Raw genomic sequence first — 15,517 nt, forward strand, 5'->3', positions numbered from 1 at the left:
GGCGGCGGCCGGTGATCGCCGTTCCGGGCGTTCGACCGGCCGCCGGGACCGCTGGCGCGAGTCGCCGCAGGGTCACTGCTTGGGGACGCGGAGCAGGAGTGCGTCGCCCTGGCCGCCGCCGCCGCACAGGGCCGCGGCGCCGAGCCCGCCGCCGCGGCGGCGCAGCTCCAGCGCGAGGGTCAGGGCGAGCCTGGCGCCGGACATGCCGATCGGGTGGCCGAGCGCGATCGCTCCCCCGTTGACGTTGACGATCGCCGGGTCGATGCCCAGGTCGGCGGTCGACTGCACGCCGACGGCCGCGAACGCCTCGTTGATCTCCACGAGGTCGAGGTCGGCGGCGGTCAGGCCGGCCTTGCCGAGCGCGTGCTTGATCGCGTTGGACGGCTGGCTGGTCAGCGAGTTGTCGGGGCCCGCGACGTTGCCGTGCGCGCCGATCTCGGCGAGCCAGGTCAGCCCGAGCTCCTCCGCCTTCGCCTTGCTCATGACGACGACCGCGCAGGCCCCGTCGGAGATCGGCGAGGACGTCGCGGCGGTGATGGTGCCGTCCTTGCTGAACGCGGGCCGCAGCTTCGCCAGGGTCTCGGCCGTGGTCTCGGGCCGGATCTGCTCGTCGTCGGTGACCAGCAGCGGGTCGCCCTTCCTCTGCGGGATCTCCACCGGCACGATCTCCTCGGCGAGGCGCCCCTCCTTCTGCGCGGCGGCGGCCCGCTGGTGGCTCGCCGCGCCGAACGCGTCCTGCGCCTCGCGGGTGATGCCGAGCCGGGACACGTGCCGCTCGGTCGACTCGCCCATCGACACCTGGTCCCAGGCGTCGGTGAGGCCGTCGAGGGCCATGTGGTCGCGGATGACGACGTCGCCGTACTTGTAGCCCTGACGCTGCCCGGCGAGCAGGTGCGGGGCGTTGGTCATCGACTCCATGCCGCCGGCGACCACGATCTCGAACTCGCCGGCCCGGATCAGCTGGTCGGCCAGGGCGATCGCGTCGAGGCCGGAGAGGCAGACCTTGTTGATCGTCAGGGCGGGCACCGACATCGGGATGCCGGCCTCGACCGCGGCCTGCCGGGCGGGCATCTGGCCGGCGCCGGCGGTCAGCACCTGGCCCATGATCACGTACTGCACCTGCTCGGGCGCCACGCCCGAACGCTCGAGCGCCGCCTTGATGGCGACACTCCCGAGCCTGGTGGCGGGAAAGTCTTTGAGGGCGCCGAGCAGCCGCCCCATCGGCGTGCGGGCGCCGCTGACGATCACCGCTTGAGTCATCGTGAGGCCTTTCGAGAGATGGTTCACATCGCACCGTCGCGACTGAACGATTACTAGGGTTCAGACTATCGCCATGACGACCTCGGACCCGAAGTTGGATATCTCACCCGTCGGCATTCTCCGCATCGATCACGTCGGTATCGCCGTCGCGGATCTCGACGAGGCGATCGCGTTCTACGGGCGCGTGTTCGGCATGCGTTGCGTGCACGAGGAGACGAATGAGGAGCAAGGGGTGCGCGAGGCGATGCTGTCGGTCGGACCCACCCCCGAAGGGGGTTGCCTGCAGCTGCTCGCGCCGCTGAGCCCGGCCTCGACGATCGCGAAGTTCCTGGACCGCAGCGGTCCGGGCATGCAGCAGCTCGCCTACACGGTGAGCGACATCGATGCGACCTGCGCCGAGCTGCGGTCCCGTGGCGTCCGGCTGCTGTACGAGACGCCCCGCCGCGGCACGTCCGATTCCCGCATCAACTTCGTGCATCCGAAAGACGCCGGAGGCGTACTTGTGGAGCTGGTGGAGCCGTTCCGAGCAGCTTCGAGCAACCACTCCTGAGGAGGTCAGTGGACTTCTTCACAGGCCGGTTCCCGATTTAGCTACCGTTCAGTAACGTCCGCTTCAGGGCATCGAGATGTGTTGCCGATCCCCATAGGCACCCCGCTTTCCGGGGTCCCACGCTTTATGCCTTCATCCCGGACGTTAGGAGCCCAGCGGTGCAGCAGATCCTCGACGCGATCATGCAGGCGGAGCGGGCGGCGGACCCCGCGGCCGAGCTCCGCGCCGTGGCGGGCCTGCCGGTGCCCTCGTCGTACCGTGGCGTGGTCGTCCGCGCCGACGAGACCGACATGTTCGACGGCCTCGCCACCCGCGACAAGGACCCCCGCAAGTCCCTGCACGTGCAGGAGGTCCCCACGCCCGAGGTCGGTCCGGGCGAGGCCCTGATCGCCGTGATGGGCAGCGCCGTCAACTACAACACCGTCTGGACGTCGATCTTCGAGCCGGTCTCGACGTTCGGCTTCCTTCAGCGGTACGGCCGCCTCAACGACCTCTCGAAGCGCCACGACCTGCCCTATCACGTGGTCGGCTCGGACGCGGCCGGCGTGGTCCTGAAGGTCGGCCCGGGGGTGAGCAAGTGGAAGCCCGGCGACGAGGTGGTCGCGCACTGCCTCAGCGTCGAGCTGGAGGACGCCACCGGGCACGACGACACGATGCTCGACCCGCAGCAGCGGATCTGGGGCTTCGAGACCAACTTCGGCGGCCTCGCCGAGCTGGCCCTGGTCAAGGCCAACCAGCTCATGCCGAAGCCCACCCACCTGTCGTGGGAGGAGGCGGCCTGCCCCGGGCTGGTCAACTCCACCGCCTACCGGCAGCTCGTGTCCCACCACGGCGCGCAGATGAAGCAGGGCGACACCGTCCTCATCTGGGGCGCGTCCGGCGGCCTCGGCTCCTACGCGACGCAGTTCGCCCTCAACGGCGGGGCGACCCCCGTCTGTGTCGTGTCCAGTCCGCAGAAGGCCGACCTGTGCCGGGCCATGGGCGCCGAGCTGGTGATCGACCGCTCGTCGTTCACCTTCTGGAAGGACGAGCACACGCAGGACACCGCCGAGTGGCGCCGCTTCGGGGCGGAGATCCGCGCCCTGACCGGCGGCGACGACCCGGACATCGTGTTCGAGCACCCGGGCCGCGAGACCTTCGGCGTCAGCGTCTACGTCGCCAAGCGCGGCGGCACCATCGTCACCTGCGCGTCGACGTCGGGCTTCATGCACCAGTACGACAACCGGTACCTCTGGATGAACCTCAAACGCATCATCGGCAGCCACTTCGCCAACTACCGCGAGGCGTGGGAGGCCAACCGGCTCATCGCCCTCGGCAAGATCCACCCGACGCTGTCGCGCACCTACTCCCTGGACCAGACCGGCCAGGCCGCACACGACGTGCACCGCAACGCGCACCAGGGCAAGGTCGGCGTGCTCTGCCTGGCCCCCACCGAGGGCCTCGGCGTCCGCGACCCCGAGCTGCGCGCGAAGCACGAGACCGCGATCAACCGCTTCCGCAACCAGTAGCCGGCCGACACCCGCCGCACCCAGCCGCGGCGGTTACCACCCCTCAAGCCGGGTACGCACCAGACCCCGCGACGGGACGCCACAGCGTCGTGGCTCCCGCCGCGGCCCACCACTCCGGCCACGGCCCCACCCCGCTCGCCGAGCCGCCGCCATCACCCCTCGGGCCATATACGTTGGTCAATGCCCCGAGACGTCCCGTTCCGGATGGGGGGCGGATAGAGGGTGCGCGATGTGGACCCGAATCAGAGATCATCTTGTGGGTGGATCGCGCGGGGTCTATGGAACGAAAGCCGCGAACCGGGGCATTGATCAACGTCGTCAATGGGGTGGGGGCGGGTGTGGTTGAGTTCAGTGAGCAAGAAGACCCACCGGGGTGGCGAGGCGGCGGGGCAGGTGGCGGCGGGGGTGTGTCATCCGAGGTGAGGGGCGGTATGGACGTTGTCTCGGTGGGTGCACTTTTCGGTGATTGCGACCTGGCCGTACGGTCACTCGACACGCCGACAAAGCATGACAAAAACATGGCGTGTCCTGGTCCGGTGAAGTTGACCTTGCGACCATCTCGGAAGAGTGCCGTTGCACCCTTGCGAAAGCCCCCCGGTGGTCTGCAAGTATGTGCCAATGCCCCAGCAGCAGTCCTCGGTTGACTTCTTTCAGAACGGCTCGGATCACGAAGAGCTGAGTGTGGTCCTGCGCGGTTACGACCGTGCCCAGGTCGACGCCAAGCTGCAGCGGATCAACGCGCAGCTCCAGCAGGCCAACCAGGCTCGCGAAGAGGCCGAGAGCCGGCTCGCCGAGTCCCAGCGGCGCATCCGTCAGACCGAGCAGCGGCTCGGCACGATGGAGCAGAAGCTGAGCGACACCAACAAGCAGCTGGAGGAGAACAACCGGCCGACGCTGTCGGGGCTGGGCACGCGGGTCGAGCAGATCCTGCGGCTCGCCGAGGAGCAGGCCAACGACCACCGGGGCGAGGCCAAGCGGGAGTCCGAGGGCATCATCTCCGCCGCGCGTCTCGAGGCTCGCGAGATCACCGACAAGGCGCGGGCCGAGTCCGCCGCCATGAAGGCGACCGCTGAGCGCGAGGCGGGCAACCTGCGCACCGCCGCCGAGCGGGAGGCCGCCGAGGTCCGGGTGCAGGCCCGGCGCGAGGCCGACACGCTGCGCGCCGACGCGGAGCGCGAGACCAAGCAGCTGCGCACGGCCACGGCACACGAGGTCGCCGAGCTGAAGGCCACGGTCGAGCGCGAGGTGGCGACGCTGCGGGCCACCGCCGAGCGGGAGATCACCCAGCTGCGCGCCAAGGCCGCCCGCGAGGCGGAGGAGAAGCGCGCCGAGGCGACGAAGCTGCTGACCGACGCGCGGGACAAGCGCGACAAGGACCTGCAGTCCCTCGCGCTGGAGATCGCCGAGCGGCAGGAGAAGGCGGAGCGCGACGAGTCGGCCCGTCACCAGTCCGCGGTCGCCGCGACCCAGAAGCTCGTCAACGAGGCCGAGAGCCGCGCCCGGGCCGCCGAGGACCGTGCGAAGGAGATCGAGCAGCGGGCCGAGGCGCGCCGGGTCGAGTCCGAGCGCAGCGCCGCCGAGACGGTCGAGAAGGCCAAGAACCTGGCCGACAAGACGGTCAACGAGGCCCGCGCCGAGGCGCACCGCCAGCTCAGCGAGGCGCGTGCCGAGGCCGAGGAGACCACGCAGCGGGCCCGGCGCGAGGTCGAGGACCTCACCCGCCAGAAGGACGCGGTCACGTCGCAGCTGGGTCAGATGCTCTCCGGCCTCGCCGGGATCATGCCGACGGTCCAGCCGCCGCAGCAGGCCGGCCCGGCAGACGCCAAGAAGGAGTCCGGAGACGGCAAGAAGGTCTCCGCCTGACGTTCGCGGGGCGCGGTGATCCGGCCGCTTCTCGATCATTCACGGGGAGTTCGATCGCACGTCCCGTCATGCGCGGTGTGTAATTGCGCGTGGCGGGACGTTGCGTGTGAGGATGGGTGTCATGTCAGACCGCGACCTCTTCGACACGGGCCCGGGCGGCGTCTCTTCAGAGCCCGACTTCGAGACCGCACTGCGTGGGTACAACCGCAGCCAGGTCGACAAGTACTGGACGCAGTCGGAGAACGAGATCCATGCCCTGAAGCTGGAGAACGAAGAGGTCTGGAGCCAGGTCCAGGCGCTCGCCTCCCAGGTCCAGGAGCTGCAGATGGAGCTCGCTGACCTGCGCCGGCGCGGTCCTGTGGGCGAGGTCTCGTTCCGTCATCTGGGCGCCCGTGTCGAGCAGATCCTGGGGCTCGCCGAGGACCAGGCCGAGTCGATCCGCGCCAATGCCGTGCAGGACATCGCGGGCCTGCGCGGCGAGGCCGAGCGGCTCCTCGCCGACGCCCGCGGCCGGGCCGCCAAGGCCAACGAGGACTTCGAGCTCGCCCTCGCCGCCCGCCGCGCGGAGGAGGAGCGGGCGGTCACGGAGCGTCGCGCCGCGCTCGCTGCCGAGGTCCGGGCGATCGAGGAGCGGGCCGCCGCTTCGCGGGCCGAGGCCGACCGGATCGTCGCGCACGCGCACGCCGAGGCGCAGCGCATCACCGCCGAGGTCACCGCCCAGCTCGAGCAGGCCCGCTTCCAGGCGGAGCGGGAGCTGCAGGCGCTGCGAGCGTCGGCCGAGCAGCACTCGGCGCAGGTCCGCGCCCAGGCCGACCAGCACGCCACCGCCGCCCAGCAGCACGCGGCGACCGTGACGAGCGAGGCCGAGCAGCAGGCCGCCGCGATCGTCGCCCAGGCGCAGCAGCAGGCCGCCGCGGTCACCACCGAGGCGCAGCAGAAGGCGTCCGCGGTCACGGCCGAGGCCCAGGCGCAGGCGACCGCGCTGACCACCCAGGCCCAGGAGACCGCCGCGACCGTCGCGGCGAAGGCGCAGGAGGCCGCGGCCGCCGTGGCCGCGCAGGCCGAGGAGCACGCCGCGACCGTCACCGCCCAGGCGCAGGAGACGGCCGCCGCCGTCGCCGCGCAGGCCGAGCAGGCCGCGAATGCCGTCACCGAGCAGGCCGCCGCGCAGGCGAAGGCCATCGCCGACAGCGCCGTGGCGAAGGCCGAGGCCGCGGCCGCCGAGGCGCACGCCGTCGCGACCGAGGCCCACCGCAAGAGCACCGACGAGGCGACCCGGAAGGCCGACGCCGAGGCCGTGCAGCGGGCCGACGCGGCCCGCGCCACGCTCGACCAGGAGCTGCGCGACCTGCGCGCCACCCACGACGCCGAGGTCGCCGAGCTGCGCACGACGGCCGACCGCGAGCTCGCCGAGGCCCGCGCCGCGGCCAAGGCCGAGACCGACCAGCTCCGCGCCACCGCCGAGTCGGAGGCCGAGACGCTGCGGACCACGGTGCGGACCGAGGTGGACGAGCTGCGGGCCGCCGCGAGGACCGAGGCCGAGACCCTCACCACCGCCGCGTCAGCGGAGGCGGACCAGCTCCGCACCGCCGCCAGCACCGAGGCCGAGACGCTGCGGAGCACAGCGCAGACCGAGGCCGAGACGCTGCGGACCACGGCGCAGACCGAAGCGGAGTCGCTGCGGACCACGGCGCAGACCGAGGCCGAGACGCTGCGCACCGAGGCCGCGGCCGCCGTGACCGCCGCCCAGGCGGAGGCCGCGACCAAGGCCGAGGCCGCCACGAAGGCGGAGACGGAGGCGATCGCCAAGGCCGACGCCGCCGCGAAGGCCGGCGCCGAGGCCACCGCCAAGGCCCAGGCCACGGCGAAGGCCGAGGCGGAGGCCACCGCGAAGCAGGCGGCCACCGCGAAGGCCGAGCTCGAGGCCGTCACTGCGGAGCTCACCGCGGCGGAGGGCCGGCTGGCCGAGGCCCGGACGCAGGAGGCCGCCGCCCGCGAGCGACTCGATGAGGTCGCCGGCGCCGAGGCCCGCCTCGCCGACCTGCGCGAGCAGGAAACGACGCTCACCAGCAAGGTCGCCCAGGCCGAGACGGCGCTCAGCGGCGAGCTGGCCGGCCTGCGGGCGCAGGAGACCGAGCTGACCACCCAGGTCGCGGCCGCCGAGGCGCGCCTGGCCGAGCTGCGGCAGCAGACCGCCGACGCCGAGAAGCTGAGCGAGCAGGCGCAGCAGGCGACCGACAAGGCGAAGCAGGCCGACGACAAGGCCGAGCAGGCCGAGGCACAGGCGAAGGCGGCCGCCGAGAAGGCGAAGCAGGCCCAGCAGCAGGCGAAGCAGGCCGGCGAGAAGGCCAAGCAGGCCGAGGAGCAGGCGAAACTCGCCGAGGAGCGGGTCGAGGCCGCGCAGCGGCGGGCCGAGGAGATCGACCAGCTCGCCACTGCCGCCGGCACCGAGGCCGCCGAGCGCGCCGCCCAGACCCTGGCCGAGGCCGAGCAGTCCGCCGAGGCGATCCGCGAGGCCGCCCGCATCGAAACGGCGACCCCAGCGGCAACGAACGGCAACGGCAAGGTGAAGGTCGCGGCCGAGTAAGGGCCGAACTGACGAAACACCCCGTGCATCAGGTGCGGAAAGCCGACACTCAAGTTGAGGACGTGATGACGAATCACGTATCGTCCGCGGGTCTGCGCGCCTAGTCACTCAGGGGGAAGAGCGTGAGCAGTACGGAGCAGGTCGAGCGCCCCGGACGCCACTCCGTTCCACCCCAGAAGCCACGCGTGTCCGCGCGCACCGTGGCGATCGGCGTCGCCATCGTCGTGGTGGTCGCCGCGGGCGGGATCGCGGCCGCGGCGTACACGAGCGGCGGCTCCGAGAGCCAGTCGAGCAGCGCCGACGAGAAGGCCACCGTCATCAGCACCGACGGCGCCGTCGTCGACGGCAAGCAGCTCACCACGGCGCTGCACATCAAGGCCAACAACGTCAAAGTGGTCAACACGACCGTGCGGCACCGGGGCACGGCGGCGATCCGGATCTTCCCGGGCGTGCACGGCACCGTCGTGGAGAACACCGAGGTGTTCTGCGACGGCAAGGACATGGTCGGCGTCGGCAACGGCGGCTACACGGCCACGAAGGTCAAGGTGCACGGCTGCGCAGTCGGCTTCCAGCACTACGCCGGCGCCCCGGCCACGGTCACCGACTCGACGGTCGACGACAAGCCGTACAAGGCCAGCTACGCCTTCACCGAGCAGGGCAAGAAGCACCCGACCACCGGCACGGGACTCGTCGCCGGGCCGGTCGCGGCCGCGAAGCCCTGGCCCGGCCCCGACAACACGGGCGTGCCTGCGGGGACGACGCTCACCCCGTACACCGGCCCGTACGCGATCACGCAGGAGAACACCGTCATCGACGGGAAGATCCTCACCGACTGCGTCGAGATCAAGGCGAAGAACGTCACGATCAAGCGGTCGAAGATCAACTGCAAGAACAAGGGCGGCATGATCATCCGGGTGTTCGACGAGCTCGTGCCCGACGCGAGCCTGCTCGTCGAGGACACCGAGATCACCGGTGACGGCGAGGGGCTCGGGGTCGGCTTCGGCCACTACACGCTGCGCCGCGTCAACATGCACAACCTCAACGAGGGCCCCCGGGTCTCCGACGGCGCGGTGATCGAGGACAGCTGGATCCACGGCCTGGTCTTCACCGACGAGAAGGACCACCAGGACATCCTGCAGACGACCGGCGGCACCGGCATGATCGTGCGGCACAACACGCTCGAGGCGTTCAACCCGGCCACCAACGACCCGTTCAACGCGGGCTTCCAGCTCGGCTCGGAGACCGCCCCGAAGCTGAGCGACCTGCTGGTGGAGAACAACCTGTTCAGCGGTGGGAACTACACGGTGAACCTGCGGCCGGACACGAAGACCGAGAAGGTCGTGTTCCGCAACAACGTGTTCGTGCAGAACAGCCGCTACGGCGCCGCCTCCAACGAGGACCTCCCAGGCGTCACCTGGGAGGCCACCAACGTCTTCCTCGACGGAGGCAAGCCCGTCACGCACGGGCCGTAGCGCAGGCCCGACTCGCACGGGCCCAAGAGCAGGCCCGTCACGCACGGACCCTAGAAGGTCACGACCGCCTTCGTGACGGTGTACGCCTCGGCGTAGTGCGACCGGCACTCCATCCCACGGATGCGGGCGAGGCCGAGGAACACCTCGTCGTCCCACCAGTCGCGGGCCTTCTGCGACGGGAAGTGCTCGTGCAGCAGCGCGACCTTGCGCCGGCCCTGCTCGACGGTGAGCGGCACGTACACGTTGCGCCGGGACAGATCGCCGTCCCACTTCGGGATCTCGTAGTGCATGACGAGCGAGTTCCGGAAGGCGGTCGAGGCGAGCGAGCCGAGCAGCCGGTGGTCCTGGTGCGCGTCGTCGGTCGACGGCGCCAGGACCAGGTCCGGGGTGCCGAGCCGGGCCGCGGCCTCGACGATCTCCTTCGTCGCGTCCCAGTGCGCCGGGAGCCGGCCGTCGGGCAGATCACCCAGCGAGAACCGCACCGTGCCCTGGGACAGGAACGCCGTCGCGGCCGCCCGGGCCTCCGACTGCCGGGCAGGAACACCCGTCGCGAGGACGTAGTGGACCGAAACCCCTGCGGGCAGGGAGAGCAGCAGCCCGCCGGCGGCGATCTCGATGTCGTCCGGGTGTGCACCCAGGGCGACCACGGACCGCACGCCGGCGAGGGAGAAGCCGATCATGCGGACGGGCGGCGGGACGCGTCCCACAGCATCCACGGGCAGTTGCCGTGGTTGTAGGCCTCTTCCATCTCCGCCCGGTCCTTGAACGTGTCGACCGCGCGCCAGAACCCGTCGTACTGCTGAGCCAGCAGCTTCCGGTCCGGGATGAGCCGGTCGAAGGCGTGCGGCACCATGTCCTCGCCGTCGCGCAGGACGTCGAAGATCTCCGGCCGCATGATGAAGTAGCCGCCGTTCTCCCAGGTCATCAGGTCGCGGAAGTCCCGGACCCGCGACACCGACCCGTCGTCTGACATCTCCAGGATGTGGTGCGTGGAGACCGGCGGCACGGCGAGCATGCTGACCGCCGCCGTGGACGCCCGGAAACGCTCCACCATCTCCGGCAGCGGTGCGTCGGTCAGCGTGTCGGCGTAGTTGGCCAGGAACATCGGCTCGTCCTCGACGTACTTGCGCACGCGCATGAGCCGCTCGCCGATCGTGGCCTTGAGGCCCGTGTCGATGAACGTGATGTTCCAGTCGGTGATGTCGGTCGAGAAGAGCTGCACGTCACCGTTGCCGCCGACGAGGGTGAAGTCGTTGGACAGCGTCTCGTCGTAGTGCAGGAAGTAGTCCTTGACCACGGCGGCGCCGTAGCCGAGGGCGAGCACGAAGTCGGTGTGCCCGAAGTGGGCGTAGTAGCGCATGACGTGCCACAGCAGCGGCCGGTCGCCGATCATCGCCATCGGTTTCGGGACGTTGCTCGTGCCCTCGCGCATCCGCATGCCGAGACCACCGCAGAACAGGACGACCTTCACGACAAACTACTCCTCGACGTCGAGAGCCGGGATCGGGTAGACCAGCTTGCCGCCCCAGTCGCGCACGTACGACAGCTGCGCGCTGATCTCGGTGCGCAGGTTCCACGGCAGGACCAGGACGTAGTCGGGCCGGTCCGCGGCGATGCGCTCCGGCGCGTGGATCGGGATGTGCGTGCCCGGCAGGAACATGCCCTGCTTGTGCGGCGACCGGTCGACCGTGTACTCGAGCAGGTCCTCGCGGATACCGCAGTGGTTGAGCAGCGTGTTGCCCTTGCCCGGGGCGCCGTAGCCGACGACCCGCTTGCCCTCGGCGCGCGCCTTCATGAGGAAGTCGAGCAGGTCGCGCTTGATGGTGAAGACCTCGCCGGCGAAGCCCTTGTGCCCCTCGAAGGTGTGCAGACCGGCCGCGGCCTCGGCGTCGAGGACGGCCTTGACGGCCACCGAAGGTTCACCCGCTGTTTCACTTCGCTGTGCGTGCACGCGCAGCGACCCGCCGTGGGTCGACAGCTCCTCCACGTCGACAACGGTGAGGCCGCCCTTGGCGAGCGCCCGCGACGCGGTGAGCAGGGACAGGTACTGGTAGTGCTCGTGGTAGATCGTGTCGAACTGCCGGCGCTCGATCAGGCGCAGCAGGTGCGGGAACTCCAGCGTGACCAATCCGTCCGATTTGACCAAATTGGCGAGTCCCTGACTAAATCCAATAATGTCCGGAATATGTGCATAGACGTTATTTGCGGCAACCAGATCCGCACGGCCGTACTGCGCCGCGACCGATTCGCCGGTTTCCGGCCCGAGAAAGCACACCTCTGTCCGGATCCCCTTTTCGCGGGCGACCGCGGCGACATTTCCGGCTGGCTCAACGCCGATCACGGGAATACCCGCGGCCACAAAGTGCTGCAGAAGGTACCCGTCATTACTGGCCACTTCGGCGACCAGGCTGTCGGCCGTTAGGTTGAGCTTCTCGATCATAGCGACGGAGTACTGCCGCGCATGCTCCACCCAGGATGATGAATAGGAGGAGAAGTAGAGGTAGTCGGAGAAGATCTCCTCACCCGCCACGTAGGCCGGGAGCTGCACCAACAGGCACTCAGAGCAGGTGCGCACGTGCAGCGGGTAGAACGTCTCCGGTGCGTCGACCTTCTCTGCGGGCACGTAGCTCTCACACAGTGGCGACATACCGAGGTCGACGAAGGTCTCGGTGAGCTCGGCACCACAGAGCCGGCACGAGACAACGGGCATGCGTCCCCCCAAAATAATCGTTGGCGCTAGGCTCCCACCTATACGGCTGGAGCATGATGTGGACGCGTCAGCCTAAGGCAGAATCCAAGCCAAGAAGCTAGCGGTCGCGGAACACTGCTGTTCAACGTCAGAGTAAGAAGTCCGACACACCACCGAGGGCACTTTCGGTCCCTCTTAGACTCGCCTTCCACCCGCCGAGCGTTCGGGAGCTTTGCCATGCGCGTACTCGTCACCGGTCACGACGGATACATCGGCAGTGTGCTGGTGCCGATACTCCGGCAGGCCGGGCACGAGGTCGTCGGTCTCGACACCGGGCTGTTCGCGGACTGCGTCCTCGGGCCGGCGCCGGAGGAGGTCAAGACGCTGCGCGTCGACCTCCGCGACGTCGAGCCGTCGCACGTCACCGGGTTCGACGCGGTCATGCACCTGGCCGCGCTGTGCAACGACCCGCTGGGCAACCTCAACCCCGACCTGACGTATGACGTCAACCACCGCTCGACGATCCGCCTGGCGAAGGCCGCCAAGGCCGCCGGGGTCCAGCGGTTCCTCTTCTCGTCGTCCTGCTCGCTGTACGGCAAGGGCGCCGACGACACCCCGCTGGACGAGACGGCCGGCTTCCAGCCCGTGACGCCCTACGGCGAGTCGAAGATCCTCTCGGAGCAGGGCCTGCTGGAGCTCGCCGACGACGACTTCTCGCCGGTGTTCCTGCGCAACTCCACGGCCTACGGCTTCTCCCCCCGCCTGCGCGGCGACCTGGTCGTCAACGACCTCGCCGCGCACGCGCTGCTCACCGGGCAGGTCCGGCTGCTGTCGGACGGCAAGGCGTGGCGGCCGCTGGTCCACATCGAGGACATCTCCGCCGCCTTCCTGGCGCTGCTGGAGGTCGACCGCGGGCGCGTGCACGCCAAGGCGTACAACATCGGCAAGAGCAGCGAGAACTACCTGATCCGCGACGTGGCCAACCTCGTCGCCGAGGTGGTGCCGGGCAGCGAGGTGACGTTCGCCGAGGGCGCCGGCACCGACCTGCGCAACTACCGGGTCACCTGCGACCTGATCGCCGCCGAGGTCCCCGAGTTCCAGCCGAGGTGGACGGTCAAGCTGGGCGTCGAGCAGCTGATCGAGCAGTACCAGCGGCACGGCCTGACGATCGAGCAGTTCGGCAGCCAGACCCACCAGCGCATCAAGCGGATCAAGGCGCTGATGGAGGCCGGCAAGCTCGACAACGACCTGCGGTGGACGGCATGACCGGCCAGCGCAGCGACTCGGGCCGGTCATCATCGGCGCAGGTTCAGTCAGGACGACGCCGGAGCGCAGCGGAGGTGGCGGCATGACCGGCCAGCGCAGCGACTCGGGCCGGTCATCATCGGCGCAGGTTCAGTCAGGACGACGCCGGAGCGCAGCGGAGGTGGCGGCATGACGAGCGACCGGATCTGTGACGCCTGCGGCGAGGAGCGGCTGGTCCCGTTCGCCGACCTCGGTGACATCCCGGTTCTGTGCGGGGTGCACTGGGAGGCGCACGGCGACGCGGTCGCGTCCCCCGTCGGCCGGATGGAGCTGGCGCACTGCCCGCGCTGCGCCTACGTGCGCAACGTCGCGTTCGAGCAGGACAAGCTCGTCTACGACACGACGATGGACACCAACCTGCACTTCTCCCCCGCGTTCCAGCGGTTCTCCGCGGACCTGGTGCAGAGCCTCAGCGAGCGGTACGACCTCAGCGGCAAGCTCGTGCTCGACGTCGGCTGCGGCCAGGGCGAGTTCCTCAAGGAGCTCACCCACGTCAGCGGCGCCAGCGGCGTGGGCTACGACGCGATGTACGCGGGCGAGGTCGGCACCAACGGCCTGACCACGTTCCACAGCGGGCTCGCCCCGCGCGGGTCCGGCCTGCCGAAGTACGACTTCTTCACCTCGCGGCACTGGTTCGAGCACCTCGACGACCCGTTCGAGTTCCTGGTCGACCTGCGGGAGCAGGCGAAGGGCCGCGAGGTCTTCGGCTACGTCGAGGTCCCCGACGCGGTGTACGACCTCGCCACCGCCGGCTGGGAGGTCATCTACCCGCACGTGTCGTACTTCGACGCCTACTCCCTGGCGAGCATCTTCGGCCGGGCCGGCTGGACGGTCGAGTCGACGGGCACGCTGTTCTCGGGCATGTTCCGCTACATCGAGGTGTCGGCCAACCGCCCCCGCGCCGGCGGTCACGTCGCGCACACCGGCGAGCTGCCGTCGATGCGGGCCCGCGACAAGCAGCTCGCGGCGATCGCCGGCTTCGCCGAGCGGCACCACGCCGAGCGGGAGCGCTGGCGGAGCACGATCGCGAAGCTCAACGCCGACGGCGCGCGGCCGGTGCTGTGGGGCGCGGGCTCCCGCGGCGTGCAGTTCCTGACCCTCGCCGACCGCGAGCTGGGCCTGCACGGCGTCGTGGACCTCAACCCGCGCAAGTGGGGCCGCTTCCTGCCGGTCACCGGGCACCGGGTCGACCCGCCGTCGACCCTCACGACCCTGCAGCCGAAGGCCGTCGTGATCACCAACCCGGCGTACAAGGACGAGATCGCCAAGTCCCTCGCCGACCTCGGCGTCACCGCAGAGATCCTGGTGGCCTAGATGCCCAGAGTTTCGATCGGGATGACGACGTACAACGTCGAGAAGTACCTGCCGCTGGCGATCGAGTCGATGCTGGCGCAGGACTACCCGGACTTCGAGATCGTCGTGTGCGACAACCTGTCCACCGACAGCACCTGGGAGATCCTGGAGCGCTACGCCGCCAAGGACGAGCGGGTCCGGGTGTACCGCAACCCGGAGAACCTCGGCGAGGCCGGCAACTTCCGGCGGGTCGTGCAGCTGGCCCGCGGCGAGCTGTTCCGGCTCGCCGCGCACGACGACCTCGCCGCGCCGACGCTGATCAGCCGGTGCGTGGAGGCGCTCGACGCGCACCCCGAGGCGATCCTGGCCTTCCCGCAGACGATGCTGATCGACAGCGACGGCAACGAGATCGGCCCGTGGGACGACGCCATGGACACCCAGACCCTGCGCTCGCGGGGCCGGGTCAGCTGGTACGCGCGGAAGTGGAACCTCTGCAACGAGGTCTTCGGCGTGGTCCGCACCGACGTGCTGCGCAAGACGCGGCTGCTCGGGCCGTTCCTGTCCAGCGACGTGCGGATGCTGCACGAGCTGGCGCTGCGCGGCGAGTTCATCCAGGTGCCGCAGCGGCTGTTCTACCGCAGGATGCACGCGACCAACACGTTCGGCGCGCAGCGCGACACCGACGAGGTGCTCGAGTGGCTGGAGCCGGGCGCGGCGAAGGGCAAGAACCGCAAGCGCAAGCCCGCCTCGGACCAGAGCCACCACACCAGGATGACCTGGGAGATCACGAAGGCGCTCATGAGCAACGAGCTGCCGGTGACGGAGCGGGCGGTCGCCACCGGGGCGTTCCTGACCTCGTGGGGCACCCGCCGCGGCCGGGCCAAGCTGGGCCGGATCCGCCGCTCGATCACCCGCACGCCGATCGCGCCGCCGGTCTGGGAACAGCCCCAGCAGCAGTCGTCTGACCAGCAGTCGCAGGCCTAGGAGTCC

At 70.1% G+C, this 15,517-nt stretch carries 12 protein-coding genes; 8 read left to right on the forward strand and 4 right to left on the reverse strand.

Annotated features, from left to right (window positions below):
- Window positions 1-72 precede the first annotated feature (72 nt).
- On the reverse strand, window positions 73-1,260 hold the full coding sequence (locus ABD332_RS44095; protein ID WP_344510213.1) for an acetyl-CoA C-acetyltransferase: 1,188 nt from the start codon (window positions 1,258-1,260) through the stop codon (window positions 73-75).
- 73 nt (window positions 1,261-1,333) lie between these two features.
- On the opposite strand from ABD332_RS44095, the gene mce reads away from it, so the two are divergent.
- The 5 genes from mce to ABD332_RS44120 all read left to right on the forward strand — a co-directional run bounded on the left by mce (window position 1,334) and on the right by ABD332_RS44120 (window position 9,240).
- Complete coding sequence (gene mce / locus ABD332_RS44100; protein ID WP_344510215.1) at window positions 1,334-1,810, forward strand: methylmalonyl-CoA epimerase; 477 nt, start codon at window positions 1,334-1,336, stop codon at window positions 1,808-1,810.
- Between the two features lie 158 nt (window positions 1,811-1,968).
- Window positions 1,969-3,318, forward strand: coding sequence for a crotonyl-CoA carboxylase/reductase (gene ccrA, locus ABD332_RS44105; protein WP_344510217.1), 1,350 nt, complete (start codon window positions 1,969-1,971; stop codon window positions 3,316-3,318).
- Window positions 3,319-3,936: 618 nt separating this feature from the next.
- Window positions 3,937-5,181 (forward strand): coiled-coil domain-containing protein, encoded by a 1,245-nt coding sequence (locus ABD332_RS44110; protein WP_344510219.1) that lies wholly within the window; start codon window positions 3,937-3,939, stop codon window positions 5,179-5,181.
- Window positions 5,182-5,302: 121 nt separating this feature from the next.
- Window positions 5,303-7,768, forward strand: a complete 2,466-nt coding sequence (locus tag ABD332_RS44115) for a coiled-coil domain-containing protein (protein ID WP_344510221.1) — start codon at window positions 5,303-5,305, stop codon at window positions 7,766-7,768.
- Window positions 7,769-7,953: 185 nt separating this feature from the next.
- Window positions 7,954-9,240, forward strand: a complete 1,287-nt coding sequence (locus ABD332_RS44120; protein WP_344510223.1) for a hypothetical protein — start codon at window positions 7,954-7,956, stop codon at window positions 9,238-9,240.
- Window positions 9,241-9,290: 50 nt separating this feature from the next.
- Here ABD332_RS44120 and ABD332_RS44125 read toward each other — a convergent pair whose 3' ends face one another.
- Genes ABD332_RS44125 through ABD332_RS44135 form a run of 3 tightly spaced genes read right to left on the reverse strand, consistent with a single transcriptional unit; the run spans window position 9,291 to window position 11,950 of the window.
- Window positions 9,291-9,947 carry a PIG-L deacetylase family protein gene (locus ABD332_RS44125; RefSeq protein ID WP_344510225.1) on the reverse strand — a complete coding sequence of 219 codons (657 nt, stop codon included), beginning with the start codon at window positions 9,945-9,947 and terminating at the stop codon, window positions 9,291-9,293.
- Window positions 9,917-10,711: a glycosyltransferase family protein gene (locus ABD332_RS44130; RefSeq protein ID WP_344510227.1), complete on the reverse strand. Its 795-nt coding sequence runs from the start codon at window positions 10,709-10,711 to the stop codon at window positions 9,917-9,919. Before ABD332_RS44130 ends, ABD332_RS44125 begins: the two co-directional genes overlap by 31 nt.
- A 6-nt stretch (window positions 10,712-10,717) precedes the next feature.
- On the reverse strand, window positions 10,718-11,950 hold the full coding sequence (locus tag ABD332_RS44135; RefSeq protein ID WP_344510229.1) for a methyltransferase domain-containing protein: 1,233 nt from the start codon (window positions 11,948-11,950) through the stop codon (window positions 10,718-10,720).
- Window positions 11,951-12,166: 216 nt separating this feature from the next.
- On the opposite strand from ABD332_RS44135, the gene ABD332_RS44140 reads away from it, so the two are divergent.
- The 3 genes from ABD332_RS44140 (at window position 12,167) to ABD332_RS44150 (ending at window position 15,511) form a co-directional block, all read left to right on the forward strand.
- The gene (locus ABD332_RS44140; RefSeq protein WP_344510231.1) at window positions 12,167-13,195 is read left to right on the forward strand and encodes an NAD-dependent epimerase/dehydratase family protein; all 1,029 of its coding nucleotides are present in this window, start codon (window positions 12,167-12,169) and stop codon (window positions 13,193-13,195) included.
- Window positions 13,196-13,363: 168 nt separating this feature from the next.
- Complete coding sequence (locus tag ABD332_RS44145; RefSeq protein WP_344510233.1) at window positions 13,364-14,548, forward strand: class I SAM-dependent methyltransferase; 1,185 nt, start codon at window positions 13,364-13,366, stop codon at window positions 14,546-14,548.
- Window positions 14,549-15,511 carry a glycosyltransferase family 2 protein gene (locus ABD332_RS44150; RefSeq protein ID WP_344510235.1) on the forward strand — a complete coding sequence of 321 codons (963 nt, stop codon included), beginning with the start codon at window positions 14,549-14,551 and terminating at the stop codon, window positions 15,509-15,511.
- Window positions 15,512-15,517: the final 6 nt, after the last annotated feature.

Source organism: Dactylosporangium maewongense, assembly GCF_039531485.1.
Classification (GTDB): Bacteria; Actinomycetota; Actinomycetes; order Mycobacteriales; family Micromonosporaceae; genus Dactylosporangium; species Dactylosporangium maewongense.

What these genes read in the sequence shown, in the direction of transcription:
- ABD332_RS44095 (WP_344510213.1), bottom strand. Translation starts at nt 1,260, where the DNA reads ATGACTCAAGCGGTGATCGTCAGCGGCGCCCGCACGCCGATGGGGCGG.
- ABD332_RS44135 (WP_344510229.1), bottom strand. Translation starts at nt 11,950, where the DNA reads ATGCCCGTTGTCTCGTGCCGGCTCTGTGGTGCCGAGCTCACCGAGACC.
- ABD332_RS44110 (WP_344510219.1), top strand. Translation starts at nt 3,937, where the DNA reads ATGCCCCAGCAGCAGTCCTCGGTTGACTTCTTTCAGAACGGCTCGGAT.
- ABD332_RS44150 (WP_344510235.1), top strand. Translation starts at nt 14,549, where the DNA reads ATGCCCAGAGTTTCGATCGGGATGACGACGTACAACGTCGAGAAGTAC.
- mce (WP_344510215.1), top strand. Translation starts at nt 1,334, where the DNA reads ATGACGACCTCGGACCCGAAGTTGGATATCTCACCCGTCGGCATTCTC.
- ABD332_RS44140 (WP_344510231.1), top strand. Translation starts at nt 12,167, where the DNA reads ATGCGCGTACTCGTCACCGGTCACGACGGATACATCGGCAGTGTGCTG.
- ABD332_RS44115 (WP_344510221.1), top strand. Translation starts at nt 5,303, where the DNA reads ATGTCAGACCGCGACCTCTTCGACACGGGCCCGGGCGGCGTCTCTTCA.
- ABD332_RS44145 (WP_344510233.1), top strand. Translation starts at nt 13,364, where the DNA reads ATGACGAGCGACCGGATCTGTGACGCCTGCGGCGAGGAGCGGCTGGTC.